The sequence below is a fragment of the Bradyrhizobium erythrophlei genome (assembly GCF_042430365.1).
GTDB classification, from domain to species: Bacteria; Pseudomonadota; Alphaproteobacteria; order Rhizobiales; family Xanthobacteraceae; genus Bradyrhizobium; species Bradyrhizobium erythrophlei.
Genome location: NZ_JBHMET010000039.1, coordinates 95,186 through 111,838, shown reverse-complemented (window position 1 = coordinate 111,838; position 16,653 = coordinate 95,186). Strand labels below are relative to the sequence as shown.

At 59.6% G+C, this 16,653-nt stretch carries 19 protein-coding genes and 1 tRNA gene; 9 read left to right on the top strand and 11 right to left on the bottom strand.

The window, feature by feature from the left end:
* Positions 1 to 130: 130 nt before the first annotated feature.
* The 5 genes from ACFFWD_RS06640 to rpmH form a co-directional block, all read right to left on the bottom strand.
* On the bottom strand, positions 131 to 499 hold the full coding sequence (locus tag ACFFWD_RS06640) for a DUF423 domain-containing protein (protein ID WP_376962680.1): 369 nt from the start codon (positions 497 to 499) through the stop codon (positions 131 to 133).
* Positions 499 to 1,149 (bottom strand): ribosome biogenesis GTP-binding protein YihA/YsxC, encoded by a 651-nt coding sequence (yihA, locus tag ACFFWD_RS06635; RefSeq protein WP_376962678.1) that lies wholly within the window; start codon positions 1,147 to 1,149, stop codon positions 499 to 501. Before yihA ends, ACFFWD_RS06640 begins: the two co-directional genes overlap by 1 nt.
* Before the next feature lie 105 nt (positions 1,150 to 1,254).
* Positions 1,255 to 3,102, bottom strand: a complete 1,848-nt coding sequence (gene yidC / locus ACFFWD_RS06630) for a membrane protein insertase YidC (protein ID WP_376962676.1) — start codon at positions 3,100 to 3,102, stop codon at positions 1,255 to 1,257.
* 3 nt (positions 3,103 to 3,105) lie between these two features.
* On the bottom strand, positions 3,106 to 3,471 hold the full coding sequence (gene rnpA, locus ACFFWD_RS06625; RefSeq protein WP_376962674.1) for a ribonuclease P protein component: 366 nt from the start codon (positions 3,469 to 3,471) through the stop codon (positions 3,106 to 3,108).
* 30 nt (positions 3,472 to 3,501) lie between these two features.
* Positions 3,502 to 3,636, bottom strand: coding sequence for a 50S ribosomal protein L34 (gene rpmH, locus ACFFWD_RS06620; RefSeq protein WP_008542748.1), 135 nt, complete (start codon positions 3,634 to 3,636; stop codon positions 3,502 to 3,504).
* 380 nt (positions 3,637 to 4,016) lie between these two features.
* Here rpmH and ACFFWD_RS06615 point away from each other — a divergent pair, with 380 nt between their 5' ends.
* Together ACFFWD_RS06615 and ACFFWD_RS06610 are read left to right on the top strand one after the other, a co-directional pair.
* Entirely contained in the window at positions 4,017 to 5,495 is a 1,479-nt protein-coding gene (locus ACFFWD_RS06615; protein ID WP_376962673.1) for a sensor histidine kinase, read from the top strand.
* A 262-nt stretch (positions 5,496 to 5,757) separates the two neighbouring features.
* Positions 5,758 to 5,834, top strand: a tRNA-Arg gene (locus tag ACFFWD_RS06610).
* Positions 5,835 to 6,214: 380 nt separating this feature from the next.
* Here the strand turns inward: ACFFWD_RS06610 and ACFFWD_RS06605 are convergent.
* Entirely contained in the window at positions 6,215 to 7,147 is a 933-nt protein-coding gene (locus ACFFWD_RS06605; RefSeq protein WP_376962672.1) for a hypothetical protein, read from the bottom strand.
* A gap of 267 nt (positions 7,148 to 7,414) precedes the next feature.
* Between ACFFWD_RS06605 and ACFFWD_RS06600 the strand changes: the two genes are divergently transcribed.
* The 3 genes from ACFFWD_RS06600 (at position 7,415) to ACFFWD_RS06590 (ending at position 9,984) form a co-directional block, all read left to right on the top strand.
* A complete protein-coding gene (locus tag ACFFWD_RS06600) occupies positions 7,415 to 7,762 on the top strand; it encodes a hypothetical protein (protein ID WP_376962671.1) in 348 nt (115 codons plus the stop codon).
* Between the two features lie 185 nt (positions 7,763 to 7,947).
* Positions 7,948 to 8,868: a GIY-YIG nuclease family protein gene (locus ACFFWD_RS06595; RefSeq protein WP_376962670.1), complete on the top strand. Its 921-nt coding sequence runs from the start codon at positions 7,948 to 7,950 to the stop codon at positions 8,866 to 8,868.
* A 108-nt stretch (positions 8,869 to 8,976) separates the two neighbouring features.
* Positions 8,977 to 9,984, top strand: a complete 1,008-nt coding sequence (locus ACFFWD_RS06590; RefSeq protein WP_376962669.1) for a DUF2971 domain-containing protein — start codon at positions 8,977 to 8,979, stop codon at positions 9,982 to 9,984.
* Positions 9,985 to 10,077: 93 nt separating this feature from the next.
* Here ACFFWD_RS06590 and ACFFWD_RS06585 read toward each other — a convergent pair whose 3' ends face one another.
* Positions 10,078 to 10,284: a helix-turn-helix domain-containing protein gene (locus ACFFWD_RS06585; RefSeq protein ID WP_376962668.1), complete on the bottom strand. Its 207-nt coding sequence runs from the start codon at positions 10,282 to 10,284 to the stop codon at positions 10,078 to 10,080.
* Positions 10,285 to 10,564: 280 nt separating this feature from the next.
* Between ACFFWD_RS06585 and ACFFWD_RS06580 the strand changes: the two genes are divergently transcribed.
* The 4 genes from ACFFWD_RS06580 (at position 10,565) to ACFFWD_RS06565 (ending at position 13,858) form a co-directional block, all read left to right on the top strand.
* The gene (locus tag ACFFWD_RS06580) at positions 10,565 to 11,308 is read left to right on the top strand and encodes a hypothetical protein (protein ID WP_376962666.1); all 744 of its coding nucleotides are present in this window, start codon (positions 10,565 to 10,567) and stop codon (positions 11,306 to 11,308) included.
* A 40-nt stretch (positions 11,309 to 11,348) separates the two neighbouring features.
* Positions 11,349 to 12,530 (top strand): hypothetical protein, encoded by a 1,182-nt coding sequence (locus tag ACFFWD_RS06575; RefSeq protein WP_376962664.1) that lies wholly within the window; start codon positions 11,349 to 11,351, stop codon positions 12,528 to 12,530.
* A 204-nt stretch (positions 12,531 to 12,734) separates the two neighbouring features.
* The gene (locus tag ACFFWD_RS06570; protein WP_376962662.1) at positions 12,735 to 13,286 is read left to right on the top strand and encodes a recombinase family protein; all 552 of its coding nucleotides are present in this window, start codon (positions 12,735 to 12,737) and stop codon (positions 13,284 to 13,286) included.
* A 98-nt stretch (positions 13,287 to 13,384) separates the two neighbouring features.
* Positions 13,385 to 13,858, top strand: coding sequence for an endonuclease domain-containing protein (locus tag ACFFWD_RS06565; RefSeq protein ID WP_376962660.1), 474 nt, complete (start codon positions 13,385 to 13,387; stop codon positions 13,856 to 13,858).
* Between the two features lie 27 nt (positions 13,859 to 13,885).
* On the opposite strand, the gene ACFFWD_RS06560 is transcribed toward ACFFWD_RS06565, so the two are convergent.
* The 4 genes from ACFFWD_RS06560 to ACFFWD_RS06545 all read right to left on the bottom strand — a co-directional run bounded on the left by ACFFWD_RS06560 (position 13,886) and on the right by ACFFWD_RS06545 (position 16,522).
* Positions 13,886 to 14,179: a hypothetical protein gene (locus ACFFWD_RS06560; protein WP_376962658.1), complete on the bottom strand. Its 294-nt coding sequence runs from the start codon at positions 14,177 to 14,179 to the stop codon at positions 13,886 to 13,888.
* 245 nt (positions 14,180 to 14,424) lie between these two features.
* A complete protein-coding gene (locus tag ACFFWD_RS06555; RefSeq protein WP_376962656.1) occupies positions 14,425 to 15,948 on the bottom strand; it encodes a DNA primase family protein in 1,524 nt (507 codons plus the stop codon).
* On the bottom strand, positions 15,948 to 16,172 hold the full coding sequence (locus tag ACFFWD_RS06550) for a hypothetical protein (RefSeq protein ID WP_376962654.1): 225 nt from the start codon (positions 16,170 to 16,172) through the stop codon (positions 15,948 to 15,950). Before ACFFWD_RS06550 ends, ACFFWD_RS06555 begins: the two co-directional genes overlap by 1 nt.
* Positions 16,169 to 16,522 (bottom strand): hypothetical protein, encoded by a 354-nt coding sequence (locus tag ACFFWD_RS06545; protein ID WP_376962652.1) that lies wholly within the window; start codon positions 16,520 to 16,522, stop codon positions 16,169 to 16,171. Before ACFFWD_RS06545 ends, ACFFWD_RS06550 begins: the two co-directional genes overlap by 4 nt.
* Positions 16,523 to 16,653 lie beyond the last annotated feature (131 nt).

The window sequence follows — 16,653 nt, the reverse complement described above, 5'->3', positions numbered from 1 at the left end:
TGCCGGGCAGGGCGCAAAGTGGGGCAGCTATACGTTGATATTCGTAGCCCGGATGGAGCGAAGCGCAATCCGGGTATCCTCCCTCGGGCTCTGGCCCCGGATTTCGCTTTCGCTCCATCCGGGCTACGGATCAGCGCCTCGGCCACACCGCAGCGATCGCCAACACGAGCCAGCTCAGGATCAGCAGCGTTCCGCCTGTCGGCGCGGCCATCGGGAACAGGCCATGCCCGGCATATTGGCGCAGGCTGAGATCGCCGGCGAACAATGATGCGGCGACGACAAATCCGACGGCGGCCGCAATGCCGATCCGCGCGTGCACCATGGCGCGGTCCGCGAGCGCAACGGTCGCGAGCACGGCGGTGGCGTGAAACAACAGCATAGAGGAGGCGGCTGACAGCCGCGACGCGTCCGCGAGGTGCGCGGCCGCCGCGGCCAGCATCACGCCGCAGGCGCCCATCAGCGCGGCAAGGCCGATCAGGAGGCGAGAGGGCCCGTTCATCAGCGGCGCTCTTCGATCAGGCGCACCATCGCGGCGCGCAGCTCGGGCATGCCGTCGCCGGTGCGCGACGAGGTGACCAGCACCTCGGGAAACGCCGCCGGGTGCTTTGCGAGCGCGGCCGTGGTGTCGGCGATCATGGTTTTGAGTGCCCCCGGCTTGACCTGATCCGCCTTGGTCAGCACCACCTGGTAGCTGACCGCGGATTTATCCAGCGTCTTCAGCACGTCGAGATCGACATCCTTGATGCCGTGGCGGGCGTCGATCAGCACATAGACCCGCGCCAGCGTGGCGCGGCCGAGCAGGAATTTGTGGATCAGCGTCGTCCACGACGCCACCTTGGCCTTCGGCGCGGAGGCGTAGCCGTAGCCGGGCATGTCGACGAGGCGGACGCCCGCCTTCTCCGGACCTTCGAAGAAGATCAGTTCCTGGGTGCGGCCCGGCGTGTGCGAGGTCCGCGCCAGATTGCCGCGGCCGGTCAGCGCGTTGATGAGGCTCGACTTGCCGACATTGGAGCGGCCGGCAAAGGCGACCTCAAGCCCGGCCATCGGCGGCAGCGTCTCGATCGAGGGCGAGGCCCAGATGAAGCGCCAGTCGCTGGCGAACAGCTTGCGTCCCTGCTCGATCAGCTCCGGATCGGGTTCGGTGTTCATGCGCGGCGGTGTCCCACGTTTTGCGGCTCGCTTGCCAGCCTCCGATACGTTCATGCCCGGCACAAGGCCGGGCATGACGAATGAGAGAGCTTGTCGCCGGAAGCGCTACGTCGCCTTTTTGGCGAACGTCGACTTCAGATTGTCGAACAATTCCACCTTCACGCCGTTGCGGCGCATGATGAAGCTCTGCTGCAGCACCGACAGCAAATTGTTCCAGGCCCAGTAGATCACGAGACCCGCCGGGAAGCCCGCCAGCATGAAGGTGAAGATCAGCGGCATCCAGTCGAAGATGATCTTCTGCGTCGGATCCGGCGGCGTCGGGTTGAGCTTCATCTGGAACCACATCGTGATGCCCATGATGATCGGCCAAACGCCGAGCCAGAGGTAATGACCGAACACCGGGATCGTCGTGGGATCGAACGGGATCACGCCGAACAGGTTGAACAGATTGGTCGGATCGGGCGCCGAGAGGTCCTTGATCCAGCCGAAGAACGGCGCATGCCGCATTTCGATAGTGACGAACAAGACCTTGTAGAGCGAGAAGAACACCGGGATCTGCAGCGCGACCGGAAGACAGCCCGCGATCGGGTTGATCTTCTCCTTCTTGTAGATCTCCATCATCTCCTGCTGCTGCTTCACCCGGTCGTCGGGATAGCGCTCCTTGAGCGCCTGAAGCTGCGGCTGCACCGACTTCATCTTCGCCATCGAGGCGTAGGACTTGTTGGCGAGCGGGAAGAACAGGAGCTTCACGATCACCGTCACGAGCAGGATCGAGACGCCGAAATTGCCGAACAGGCGGTAGAACCAGTCGAGCGCCAGGAACATCGGCTTGGTGATGAAGTAGAACCAGCCCCAGTCGATCAAAAGGTCGAAATGGTTGAGGCCGAGCTGCCGGTTGTAGCCGCCGAAGCCGACCAGCGGGAAGTTGATGCCGACGACGCTGGCTTCCTTGGCGCCGGCGAACAGCCGCGCATTGGCGCTGATCGTGCCGCCGATCGCGAGCGTCTGCGGCTCCTGCAGATAGTCGGTCTGGTAGTTGTGGGTGGTGCCGACCGCGTTCGACTGATAGCGCGCCGCAAGCTTGGCCGTGGTGTCGGGCAACAGCGCGGTCGCCCAATACTTGTCGGTCATGCCGAGCCAGCCATTGGTGACGTTGAAGCTCACCGACTTGGCGTCGTCGATCTTCTTGTAGGCGTATTCCTGCAGGCCCTGGTCGCCGAGATAGCCGATCAGGCCCTCATGCAGGATGTAGTAGCCGGACACCTGCGGGGTGCCGTGGCGCGAGATCAGCGCGAAAGGATAAAGCGTGACCGGCGCGGTACCGACATTGCTGACCTCGTCCTTGATGCTGAAGAGGTAGTGGTCGTCGATCGCGATGGTGCGGCGGAAGGTGAGGCCGTCGCCATTGTCGTATTTCAGCGTCACCGGGGTGGTCGGCGTCAGGCTGCCGGTGCCCTCCTGCTGCCACACCGTGGTCTGGTCGGGGATGCGCGCAGTCGAGCCGGTCGCCGGCACCCAGCCGAATTCGGCGTAGTAGGGGGCAGCGGTCTGCGACGGCGAGAACAGCACGATTGGCGGCGAGGCCGGCTCGACCGTCTCGCGATACTGCACCAGCGCGAGGTCGTCGATGCGGGCACCCCTAAGCGAGATCGAGCCCGAGAGCCGTGGCGTATCGATTTTGATGCGCGGGGTGGCCGATATCGCGGCGTCGCGGCTGACGATCGGTCCCGCGGCGGCCGGCTGGGTGGCTGCGGGGGTGGTGCCGGCGGACGGGGCGGGCGTCGTGGTGGTCTGGCCCGGGGTCGCCTGCGGGGTCGGCTTCTGCAGCTCGGCCTGCCGCTGCTGCTCGGCGCGCTGCTTCTCCATCTGCGGGACGTTGTAGAAATATTGCCAGGCGATCAGGACGAGGCCGGACAGAATGACGGCGAGGATGGTGTTGCGGTTGTCGGACATCTCTTAGGGTCTCGTCATTCCATTCGGATTACGCGCATTCGGCGCCGCCCGGTCGAGGCGGCGCAGCGCCGAGCGCAGATCGTCAAGCATGGTCGCAAAGTCACGGGTCAGCGCGTCACGACGGCCGACTAGCACATAATCATGGTCCGGTCGCATCGATATGACGTCGATTCGCTTCACCAGCTCGCGAAGCCGGCGGCGGATGCGGTTCCGCTCGGTCGCGGTGCCGTTCTTCTTGGTAACGGTGAAGCCGATGCGGATCGGGCCGTCATCGTCGCGTCGGCGTCCCTGCAGCACAAACGCTGCGCTGTTCGCCCGCGCACCATTGGCAACGGCGAGGAAGTCCGCCCGCTGCCTTAGCCGATCCATAAAAGCCTCCGGGAGGAGACGTGTCCGGGCTCAGGCGCTCAGGCGCTTGCGGCCACGCGCGCGGCGCGCGGCGAGGACCTTGCGGCCGCCGGCCGTGGCGAGACGGGCGCGGAAGCCGTGACGGCGCTTGCGCACCAGTTTGCTGGGTTGATAAGTCCGCTTCACGGGTAAGTCTCCGCTGACCGGGCAATTTGCCTGGATTAAGATGAAGTCCGTTGAGATGAAGTCCGGTGATGCTGGCCGGCTCACAATGAGCCGCGCGCGGCCCAAATGAGCCGCCCCCGGTCAAGAACCGGGCCATCGCGGACAATTGGCGCGGCTTATACGGGAGCGCCCCGTTTTCGTCAATGTCACAGGGGGCCGCAACCGGCTTCTTTGAAAGGTCGCAATTGGGGCGAATATATCTGTTTTCGCGGGGTTTTTGACGATGAGGGGGGTGCCTTGCGGCGGCCCGCGGGAACCTCCGACATTAGCGATCCGTAATTTGACCGGCCGGGGGGCCGGACCGCATCTTCCAGCCCCTTGAGCCAAACAAGGCCTTTCTTGTGGCTGAGACCGACGATCAGGCTGATCTGCAGAAGCCACGGCCCAAGCCGTCCGTTCGGCTGGGGCTGTCCGGCAAGCTTCTGCTGCTGACAATCCCCCTGGCGATGATCGCCGGGATGCTGATCTACGTGCCCGCGATCGCCAACTTCCGCGTCAACCGCCTGAACGATCGGTTGGCCGCGGCCAACACCGCTGCGCTGGTGCTGGATGCGGCGCCCTCGGGCATGGTGCCGGAATCGCTGTCGCGGCAGATCCTGACCAGCATCGGGGCGCGCGCGGTCGCCATCAAGCTCGGCCAGCAGCGCCGCCTGCTCGCCAGCGCCGACCTGCCGGCCGCGATCGACCATGACGTCGACATGCGGACCATGACGGTGTGGTCGGCGATCGTCGATGCGTTCGAGATCATGCTGGAGAGCGGCGACCAGACCATCCGCGTGGTCGGTGCAGCGCCCGGCCAGGCGCAATTCATCGAGGTGGTGATCGACGAAAAGCCGCTGCGGCGGGCGATGTACCGCTTCTCGCGCAACGTGCTGGTGGTCGCGCTCCTGATCGCGGGCATCACCTCGCTCCTGGTCTATCTCGCTTTGCATTATCTGTTCGTGCGGCCGATGCGGCGGCTGACCGCGAACCTGGTCGGCTTCCACGAAAACCCGGAAAGTGCCGCGCGAATCATCGTGCCGAGCCAGCGCGGCGACGAGATCGGTGTCGCCGAGCGCGAGCTGTCGGACATGCAGCGCGATCTCGTCTCGATGCTGCATCAGAAGAGCCGCCTCGCCGCGCTCGGGCTTGCCGTCTCCAAGATCAACCATGATCTGCGCAACCTGTTGGCGTCCTCGCAGCTATTGTCGGACCAGCTCGCCAGCGTGCCCGATCCGCGGGTGCAGCGCTTTGCGCCAAAGCTGTTGCGTTCGCTCGAGCGCGCCATCGACTTCTGCCAGTCGACGCTGTCCTACGGCCGCGCGCAGGAGGCTGCGCCTGAGCGGCGCATGATCCTGGTCGAGCCGGCGGTGGCGGAGGTGCGCGAGTCCGCCGGCCTTGCCGCGGATGCCACCATCACCTGGATCAGCGCGATCGAGCGCGGGCTGACCATCGATGCCGATCCCGATCAGTTGTTCCGCGTGCTTCTCAACCTCGTGCGCAACGCGTCGCAGGCGCTCGAGACCCACCCGTCGCCGGACGCCTCCAGCATGCAGATCCGCATCACCGGCCGCCGCGAGGGGACGGTTGCGATCATCGAGGTCTCCGATACCGGCCCGGGCGTCCCGGCGAAGGCGCGCGAGCACCTGTTCCAGGCGTTCCAGACCTCGGGCCGCCCCGGCGGCAGCGGGCTGGGGCTTGCCATCGCCGCCGAGCTGATCCGCGCCCATGGCGGTGCCATCCACCTCGTAGAGGGCACCATCGGCGCCACCTTCCGGATCTCGATCCCGGACCGTCCGGTGGAATTGCAGTCGATTCGCAACGAGCGGGCGCGGGCGTAAGGGGCTGCTGTCATTCCGGAGCGGCGTACGCGCCGAACCCGGAACCCTGAGCTTGTGGCGCGAGATTCCGAGCTGGCGCGTGCCAATGACCTAAAATCGGTCGCTTCGGACGCAATTTTCGTTCTTTCCGGTCAAAATCGCCGGTCAGAACCCGCGTCGCGGACCTTGCCAACCGGACCCGGACCCTGTAGCTAGAGCGCTCTTTCGCGATGTTTCCGAGCCTTCTCGGATGCACTCCGGGCTTAAGCCCTGCCGCGAAGATGCGCCCGTAGCTCAGCTGGATAGAGCATCAGACTACGAATCTGAGGGTCGGACGTTCGAATCGTTCCGGGCGCGCCATTAAGATCAATGGCTTAGCGAAAATCTCCTAGCGAACAAAAGCTTGATAGCTACCATCTAGCTACCACGGCGTGGCTAGTGCTTGCCTGGGTCGTCGGGCTCCGGCTCCCCAAAGCAATTTTTCCACCATGCCATAACACATTCGTCGCATATCGGCTCTTCCCTTAGCGGCAAGGTATCGAGCATTTCCCGCAGCGCCCAGCGGTCGCGCTCAGGCCACTTGCCGCAGATGACGCAATCGTTGGACATTGGTCGCGCTCTACTTGTTCGCGTAAGGATGCCGTTAGCAATCAGGAGGGGGCAAGTGAGTAGCGAACTATATTTGGCTACGCTCGCCGGAAACGAAAACGGCGAGGCCCGCCAGATTGGCCGATAACCAGTCAGCGGCGGGATTGCTGTTTGATAATGTAGTAGGTGATTTCCGCGCGCATTAGGCGCTCGCAAGCCTCATCCACCAGTCGCCTAAACTGATCATCGTTCGGCAACGGCAACTTGACGAGGGTTTCGGTCTCATCGGCAATCGTGAAGAGTAGCTCTTTGCCGAGCCGGAGCATATCCACGCAGGTCGCAACATCCGTGGGTCCGTAGAACTTCTTGATTACGGAGGTGTCGCCATCCAACGGAGACGCGATCACGCTGAATTTCTCCTCTCTGGACTGATCGATGGCGGCCAAGCTCATCACGAAATCTGCATCGTGGGGTAAGAAAAATGGCTGAAGAAGAAAACTCAGCTTTCGATCGAATCGTATGCCGCTCCCTTCGTCATCAGGGTCGCCGATAAGGCCATGGCTCGTCAATTTGAACACTACGCTCAGCACCGCTGAAGGCTGCGAGGGGGCAAGGCCAGTGACCGTGATAGTCTGACGCAGTTCTTCGCTCGGCCGTTTTCCTTCGCCGATGTTCTCACGCGTGATCTTCCAGCCGCTGACCACCGCGCTTCCGCGGCGGCGTCGCGAAACCTCGTCGGTGGACGTGCGGCTCGGTTCTCGTTCCACCGGTTTCTGTGGCCGATCGCGAAATATTTCCAGTGCCGTCAGGCGTCCTGAAATCCAATTCTTCCAACTATTTTCGGCGGCACTTTGTGCCGAAAATGCCCTTACACGACAGAGCATCATCTGGCGAACAAACTGGTTTGCGTCCTTTGCGTTTGCACCTCCGACAAGGGCAAGCGGTTGGCCGTCCCGCCAAAACGCCCAAAAATTCATGCTGCTCCCTTGATCAGCTAGATCGCGAAACCAATTGCGGGCGTATCTTTCCTCTCGAAAGACCTTCACATATCCGATGATCTTCCCCTCCCGCATCAAATACCACATTGGGTCTTGAGCTGGACCGGGACTCACTCCGGCGTTTCGTAAGGTTTGGGATACCCATTGGTGAGCCCGATCGGGGTCCCGTGGACCAAGCCTCGCTTCGCCGTAGAACTCTGTTTCGAATATGCTGATGACCACGAAGTGCTGAAGCATTCCCGGCTGCCCTGCGAAATCGCTTGACCCATACAACTAACGGATGAAACTACCTGAGCAGGGATGCGGCGCAAGGGCGGCGACCGAGTTTAGAGCAAATGTCTTTCAGGAGACACAATGCCAGTTGACGATGAACAGCACCTTGCTCAGCGTGGTCGCGAAAAGGCCGAAGCCGTGGCGGCGATCGAAGCTGCACTAGCGGTAACCGCGAGCGGGCCAGATGGATGGGAGCGCCTTTGTTTGGCACAAGCCATCAGTTGGCTTTATCGTGGCGCCTACCTAGCAGCCAGGGCAAACGCCGCCCTCGCCCTGACACCAGCGAACGAACGCGCCCCCCAAGCGAGGGGGACCGATCCCGTGACAGAGAGCTTCACGACGGAAGCGTTGCGAAGAGCCCTTGCTGAAGCGGTCGCGCAACCCGTGAGCCGCTTTCCGATTTTGGGGCCGATCATCTTCACCGGTTGACGCGATCCCGAACACGCTGCGCACGGCATGTGGGCAGGAAGCTACGTTGCGCCTTGGCTGTATCGTGCTTGCATTAGTTAGGGCGGGAAGCCGGGGGGCTGTTCGGACGATGCGAATGCGCATCCTTGAGAGACCGCCGGTTCGCCACTATCCTGCGCAATCAAGAGGAATGGCTGGGGGGAACGGTGGCTGATCCATTCACAATTCGCATTTTCGTTCCGGACGGCAATCCAGAGGGTCTGCGCATCATCGACCGGATGAACTGGACCGGACTCGGCATCGCGTTCCCACGCGAAGATTGGCCGAAGATCAAAACCCGTGCCGACTTCTCGCGCTCCGGAGTTTACATCCTGATTGGTCGCGTCACGGACGACGATTTGCCGACCATTTACATCGGTCAGGGTGATGTAGTTCGCAACCGAATTGACAGCCATTTCGTCAGCAAGGACTTCTGGGGTTCGGCAGCGGTCTTCGTGTCCAACGCAACTGGCGGCCTAAACCGCGCTCATGCGACATGGCTGGAATATGCGCTGATCCAGCGTGCCCAACAGATTGGCCAGAGCCATCTAGAAAATGGCGTTGAACCGCAGGCACCTCAGCTTTCCGAAGCGGAGCGGGCCGATACGCAAGCATTCTTGCGGGAAATGCTGCAAATCCTGCCTTTGATCGGATTAACTTGCTTCGAACAGCCGAAGGCCGTCGCGCTTCCGAAGGCGCATGTTGAAAATGCCACCGCATCAACTTTTCCCAATGAACCAGATACAGTTATCGTTCCAGCTCAACAGGAAGGCTTTGAAAGGGTCTTCATAGGCCAAAATGCCTGGCATGCAATTCGCATCTCCGGAGGGATGCTGCAAAAGATCAAGTACATTGCTGCTTATCAAACGCAGCCAATATCAGCCATCACGCATATTGCGCCTGTTGAGCGTATCGAGCCCTACGGCGAAAATGGAAAGTACAGGCTCGTATTTTCCGAACCCGCAAAGCCAATTGGACCGATTCCTTTCGGGAGTGCGCCATCCGGAACGATGCAGGGGCCGCGCTATACGACGAAGGCAAAACTGCTTTCCGCGAAGTCAATCAGCGATCTTCTAGTGAAGGAGTAGAGCGGAAGCGAGCTTACTTCCGTTCCTGGCGGGTTAGCCCTAGGCGGCGCAAGAGGGATCATCCAAGATAATTGTTACCCTTGTCGGTTCAAAGGAGCTGACCACGCCGTGAGAAAGTCAAAGCATTCCCGACGCGAGTTGCTTCCGCCAGTAGAGCTTCCGCAAACACTGGAAGGAGCCATCAAGGACTATGAGGATTGGTCTAATAGGTACTTTCGCAACGTCGAGAGCCGGAGCAAGATAGCAGAACCACTATTTCATTATACTGATCTGCGAGGCTTCGAGGGCATCCTTAAGAGCGGACAGATTTGGTTCACGGATTACCGGCATCTAAACGATGAGACTGAATTGATGCACGGGATTGGCCTTGCAAAGGCGATGCTGGCGAGGCGAGCTAAGAAAGGGGGATTTCACGCTTTTCTCTTCCTCTGGATCGATGATTTGCTCACGAAGCGAAACTTCGGGCGAGCCCTCGCATTCTTCATCGCGTCTTTTAGTAAGAATCGGGATGATCTACACCAATGGAGAGCGTATGCCGACGATGGACGCGGCGTTGCGATCGGATTTTCATCGAAGCTTTTTCAACCAAACGAAAAGAAGCACGGAGACCCACGAAGAAACACGTTTGCCGGTCCGGTGCGATATGTCGACGCGCAGACGCGTGCCCGGCATGCGAAGGGGTTCAATAAGGCAAGCTCAATTCTTGACGCCGCCTTGCGGTACGCCCGGCGCCACCTTCGATACAAAGAAATCGGAATGGAGTTCCTAAATCAGCTTGCGCGGTCCGTGATCGCCTCGCCCCTGATCTGGAACGCACTGACGTGCAAGCACCACGGCTATAAGCATGAGGCTGAGGTGCGCCTTGTGATTCTGGGGCAAGTTAGCAAGTTCAGAGGTAAGCTATCGAAACGACAGAGAAACGGCAAAAAGGTTCCGTACATTCCCTATGATGTGCCGCTTCAAGACTCCGGCACGATTGCTGAGATCGCTATAGGGCCAGCCGCTCCCAATGGCACGGAGGCAAAGATCAGGCGGATACTGAAATCGGCGAGGGTCAGCTATCCAGTCCGTATCCGCCGCTCAAGAATACCCTATAGGTCGTTCAAGGTACCTTGACGATGTGAACCCGCACCAAGTGGATTGCCGGTCTTGGTGAGAGATCGATCCTGCTTCGCTGGTGACGGTGAGTGCAGAGGCCGACGCCAAAAGTCAGCGGCGCTTCCGGCTTGGCGGCAGAATTAGTTCGTACGGCTCGACCTTGAGTGCCTTTGCAAGCTTCTCAAGTATCTTCAGGCTAGCGTAGAACGCTCCCTTTTCAAGCTGGCTCAGATAGCTGCGGCTGACTTCAGCCTCATAAGCGAGATCGTCCTGCGCAAGCCCCTTTTCATTGCGCAGGCGGCGGAGATTGGCGGCCAAGACGTCTCGCAGGTCCATCCCCAGAATGGACCCCGATTGCCCAAAATACTCACCTCGATATATTAGACAAAGTGACTGGGAACGGTGCTTTCAGCCCAAGGGCCTCAGATGAAGCAGATCGGTTTGATTCTCTTTCTCATCCTAGATTTCGGATGGCCGCTGCGTTGGGGTCTCATGGGTCTCGATGTGGTCGCGGCTCTGCTTTGGTCAATTAGTATGGCCGCTATCACGGTTGGTTGGGGCTGGAGAGTCTCCCAAGGGAGGAGTGGTGGGGTCCCTCTTGCTTGGGACTTCCATCGCCGCCGCAGCCAACGTCACGGTCTACTTCCTGGGTTATGGATTGAGTAAATTTCATTCGGACTTCATAAGCGAGCCACTTAAGATTCTTCCGATCTACGCGACCATCGCGATGGGGGCCTTTATCGTTTTCTCAATCGCGAAGTTGTCGCTCGCGATTGCTTTGCGAAAGCTTGCCGGGCGTAAACCTAATCCCTTCGATTCGAAGATCCGACAGGCACCGAAATACAAATGGAAAAAGACAACCGAAGTACCGCACGATGGGACAGAGGCGCCGTTTACGAAACGTAGTGTACGCTTCATCCGCGGGAAGGAAGAGGCGGTGCTTTGGCACAAAGACGCAAAGATAACCCTCGTGAGATTGAATGTGCCTTTTGAATTCGAGGACTTTGTGGAGCTAGAAGAGTTTATAGCCACGCATCCGAGAGAAGATGATCTCGACAATACGACGGGGGAGACGAGATACTCACGCGAGATGGAATTGTTTTTTGTCAGGCATCGATGTTCAGATGACATGATGCATATTCAAGCTACGGATTACGAGTTTCTTGTCGCTTTCGCCAAACTCCGCAAGGCAGCATACGCGGCTGGAGAGGCCAGCGTTGTGGTCGCCGGATACGTGCTCTACGCCGTCGTTCAATTCTACAATAAGGATCGAAAGCGCGCCATCAGGTGGTTGACCAGTCAAGCAGATGATTACGTTCGCGGGAGCGCTTCAGAAATTTGAGCGCTGCTCGGTAACATCGTTACCTCTGAGAGAAACGCTGATGACGCAAGCCGTGTGTTTCAACTGCGGGGCTATTAAGTGGGGTGCGTTCTCCAACTGTGAAAACTGCGGATCGCGCCCAAAGTCAGATGACGAACTAATGGTGTCGCTGGCCCTTACGGATCATTACTTTGATCTCGCAAAGCTGCACCAAATGGGCCGTGACGTCGCGGATGGAAAAGCCCCACAGCTCGACCCCGCGACCAAAGAAGGGCTACGTCCCGCGATAGAGCAGGCGAAAATCATGCTCGGCATTAATCACGGTGTTCGGCCGCGAAAGGGGCTGGGTGTGGAACCTCCCAATGCGGAGATCATCGCAAACCGGGGGTTGGTAGTCGCGCGAAAGAATTTCCGATTGTACCTAATATTGGGAGCCCCCGTCTGGCTGTGTGCGCTTGCACTGGTGGCCATTGAGCAGCCGGGCAGTGTGCACTATGGGCCTTTATTGGTTTTTTGCTTGATACTGCCGCTCTTACCGACTGTCGTGTGGTTGATAGTCAGAGACCATGCGGTATCTAGCTGGAGAGCATTGCCGGTAAACATCCGAAAGGGGCTCACCCGGGCATATCTGACGATTGCGGTGCCGTGGATCGCGTGGTTCGGATATCAAATCGCACTTTACGCGGACCGAGCAAGTTACTCGACCAATGCAAGGCAACATCTCGCATTCTCTATTGTGCTCTTTCTACTCGTCCCTTTGGGAGCACCCGTCCTCCTGAAATTGTTGATTTGGATCGTTCAAGGATTTCTTTCCCCTAAGGTGAACGGCGGTAAGGCCGCAAATCCGACCGATGAACGTCCATCCATTCAAAGCGACATAGACCATCTTCGTCTGAGGGTGGCCGAAGACCTAGCTTGTCGCCCCGACTTTGTCGTCAACAAGTATCTGAGGACCGGATGGCTATTTGGGAAGCACCATAGCGGGTGGCCGCGACTAGACGAGACGAAGCTAAGTGCCGAACAAAAAGCTAAGTTGCCGCCTTCCTACTACGAGAAAGGGGGAATCGACCCAAGCCTGCTGGGAAGTACGGTCGGATATGCCTCTGGCGACGCGATGATCGATAGGTTGATTAAACTCCAAGACGACGTTCGCGCGAGTGGCAGCTTAGAGAACCTCGTTGATAACCTTGTCGACGACGAGATCACTAGACGCTTGAAGCGCGAACATCAGCGCGGCGGATGACAGGAGCGGATTTCTCACAATTTGCGCGGGGCACTACAGGGCCGGTTCACGCCGACGATTTTTGGCCCCGGGGTACCCCAACGCATGTTGCCTGACCGTCCGCCGCCTGCGTGCGAAAGTTAGGACTTCTGCACGATCTCGTTGAGGTTGATTCGTCAGTGGGTTACACTGTGCGTAAGTCTTGCACGAAAGTGGAGCGCAGCGATGACGGTGTACGGCTATGCCAGGGTGAGTACTGAGGGGCAGACGCTCGCGGGCCAGGAAGCCCAGCTGGTGGCGGCTGGTGCGGCCAAGGTGTTCTCCGAAAAGATCAGCGGGGCCAGTGCGGGCAATCGGAAGGCGCTGACGCGGGCACTCGCGGCCCTTAAGGCAGGCGACGTTCTGCTAGTCACTAGGCTGGACCGGTTAGCGCGATCGACGCGGGACCTGCTCAACGTGCTCGATGCGATCGGGAAGGCCGGTGCGGGATTCAAGAGCTTGGCTGATACCTGGGCTGACACGACCACGGCGCATGGGCGGCTGATGCTGACCGTGCTGGGCGGGCTTGCTGAGTTCGAACGAGAGCTGATCAAGGCCCGCACTGGTGAGGGGCGCGAGCGAGCGAAGGCGCGCGGGGTGCACATGGGGCGACCTGCGGCGCTTAATCGGGATCAACAGCGTGAGGCGCTAGCGCGGCGGGAGGCTGGTGAGGCATTGACGGATATTGCGCGGACGTTCGGGGTTAGTCACACCACTATAAGTAGGCTTCGGCCGTGATGATCGCTCGCCCGAGGAGACGATCCCTACGAGCTCACAGAGCTTTAAGCCGGTCTCGCTGGGATAGATTGCCGCCCGGCCTATTCCTGAAATCATTAGTGGAGTGGCACAAGCTCGAAAACCGCACCCAGCAATTGCTGATTGAGTTGGCCCGCGAACAGAAATTCCAATGCTATTTTTGCAGCCGACGAACAGGCTTGGTTTTTGATCACGAACATCACCCAGGAGTTCGATCGAAACAGACGATATACAATATTCGAGGGCTGCTTTGCCAAACCTGCAATTCACATATCTCGTACTTAGAGCAGGAGAATCTGCGGGGCTATAAGAACTTTGAGAATGCCGAAAGCCGAATTTCTCCTACAGCGTTTGAAGAATATAAGTATCAATTCGAGCTACGAGTTCTTGCATTAGGGGAGACAGAATTAGAGCGGGAATTGGGCCAGTTGAGATATTCGCGGCGCCGGCTCTTTCTGGGAATGATTGAAGATTGGAAAGAATTTAAAGGCCGGCGTCAGTCGCACTATTTCAGATGGGCGAAGCTCAAGCGTCGCTTACGTCCGATTAGTTGAGCGATCTCGATCCGGGAGGCATCAGGATCAATCTGGCTCTTTCAAAACCTCCACTTTTTGAAAGTTCGGCTTTGCGTCGATCACTGGCGACATGCCCCGGGCACGCTGTGCGGCTTCCATCTGCGCTGCGAAGTCGCGGACGTTGGCGATCACCGCCAGCTTTGGCCGTTCGAATGGCAGCGCGGCGATTGCCGCTCGCATTCGGGTTGATAACGGCAAGCCTTCGTCACGATAGACCGCTTGCAAAAAATCCAGCGACGTTGCGTCGGAGGCAAGCTCGATTTCCGACGCGGCTCTCGAAAGATCAGGCAACAGGTTCATGGTTTACCCTTGGTCCGCATGTGGTCCGCATATCCGGTCCGCATGAAGTTCGCTAAGACCCCCCATCTGCATCGGTTCTCCCCCTCCATTTCCCTCTTGGTCCTCATGGTCCGCATGGTCCTCATGAAAATCTATCCTCAGTTTTAACTAAGCCACCGGAGCGCACTAGATTTGCATGCGGACCATGCGGGACCACGGACTTTTATGCGGACCACGTCCGGACCGTGCGGACCACGCTTCGAGCATCACTTGAGCACGCGAAGCTGGCGAATGCGGATGCCCGCGAACATACGCTTGCGGCCCTCGTTGCCTGTGCGCGGTCGGATCGTTTCGATTTGCCCGTGGAATGCCGAGCGGAGCTTGCCGGAGAATTGATTGATCGGCAGCCGATCCGACCAGCCGCCGCCGTTGCTCTGGCACCATTCCCGATAGCTGGAATAAATGGTGTCAACGGCTGCTGAGTAGTCCGCGCCAAGCTCGCAGCGCTCCGCGACAAAGGCTTTGATGGAGCTGGCCATCCCGGCGAGTTCGTCATTGAGTTCGCCATTGCCCGGCGGCTTGAACTTGCCCCGGGAGGCGAGGCGTTGCCAGCCCGCGATGGCCCAATTGAGGATGCCGCTCAGCTCTGCGCTGAGCTTGTCCTCCAAGCCGGGGTCCTCCCGACCAAGGAAGCTCACTTGCGTTTGCAGGATGATGAACCGGGTCGCGATCACGCCCGTATCGTCTTTGAAGTCGGGGAGTTCGTTCGACAGGATCATGATCCGGGTGCGGAGTACCCCGCTCCAAAAGTCCTTGTTCTTGCGATTGATGTCCTGGGGGTCCTCGCCGATGATGCTGAGCAGTTTCTCGGTGATGACGCTGCGATTGGCCCGGTTGTCGAGCCGTGCGTCGGGCACAACCGCGAGCTTCTTGCCGATGAAGCTTTGCAAGCCGAATTCCCGGGCCATTTGATTGAGGCTCGGGCCGCAGTAGTTCTTGCTGCCGAGCAAATTGCGAAGCACCCGCGCAATGGTGCCTTTGCCGCTTCGTGCGGGGCCAACGAGGATGAAGCCTTTTTGGAATCGGGTTTCATCGGTCAGCACCAAGCCGAAGAACTCTTGCAACGCATCGCGGGTGACTTCGTCGTCGGTCCAAAGCTCGTCAAGGAAGCTTTGCCATCTGGTCGCCTGCGCTTCGGGCAGGTACTCAGTTTCGATCGCGTTGAGCACAAACAGCTTTGGATCGTGGGGCCATAGCTTTCCGTCGCTGAGCCGAACCACGCCATTCCTGCAACAGATGAATGCGCCATCGCCCCACGGCGCAGCGTCGTCGCCGAGCCAAGTGCCCACCTCAATTTCTTCGTTGAGTAACACCCGGGCCTTGATCGCATCGATCAATTCGTTCACGTGCTTTGGTTTGGGATCGAATTTCCCTCCGTTGATCGTCGCGAGGAAATCGTAAAGCTCGGTGCGGAGTGCGGCGTCCTCCATCTCTGCATAGTGAGTGCCGGTCCATTTGCGCCAATCGCCATGCCAGCAGCGTAGCGTGGGGACGCTGCCGATGGAATATCGGCTGAGTAAGAAGCGCCGCGCGACTTCGTAGGGCGCGCCTACGTCAACTAGTATCTGAGCCTCGCCGGGGGCCGCGCTCGGTGGTGGCTCAGCCTTCGGCGGTTCGGGCTCAGGCTGCGGCGCGGGCTTCGCCGCTTCGGGCTCGATGAGCTTGGGGGCAGCCGCGCCAACTCGCCGCTGAAATCTTGCGACGAGGCCCTTTGCAACTTCATCACTCATCACGCGCCTCGATCCGCTGCGGGTCGCTGCTTCGCCTCTTTCATCTTGCGGGCCTCAGCCCAACAATCTTTGATCGGTTCGATTTGGTCGAGCAGGCCGAAGCCGATGGCGCGGCCGATGTTGGCGAGCTCCATATCGCGCTCGCGGCCATCGAGGAACGCCGCGATGTTGCGTTCGACCAACTTCCAGAGGAAGTCATGCGACGAGAAGATTTGCGCGGTCATCCGCCGAACTCCTTCTTGCGGTCCGCACGCCACTTCGCATCGTGCGCGTCCATCATCTGATCCATGATGGCCTGCCCAGGCGGTCGCCAGTCATCCACCGCAGGCGGCTCCACCCATCCCCTTCCCGGGGAATGCGACGGCGCATCACGCACCACGGGAGCGCCCTCGACGCGGACCTTTGCTGCGCCCCCCATCGCGGGCAGCGATGCGGGACCGTTGCGGAAGTCCCGCACGATGTCGGCCATGAGATCGTCTCCGACGCCGCCGAGAATCATATCAATCTGCCACTCTGGTACTCCGAGCTTCGTCAGCGTTTCGCGGCGTTGTGCTTGCTTCAATGCTGTGCTCATTTCGGTTTCCTTTGCTGGTTTTGGGGATCAGGTGCGGATAGAGGCACTCAGCGATTGTCTTCGGTGGTGCCTGCGGAGCGGGCTTCTGCGGCTGCGGCTGAGTGCGCACCAAGCCCATCTTGGCGAGGTAT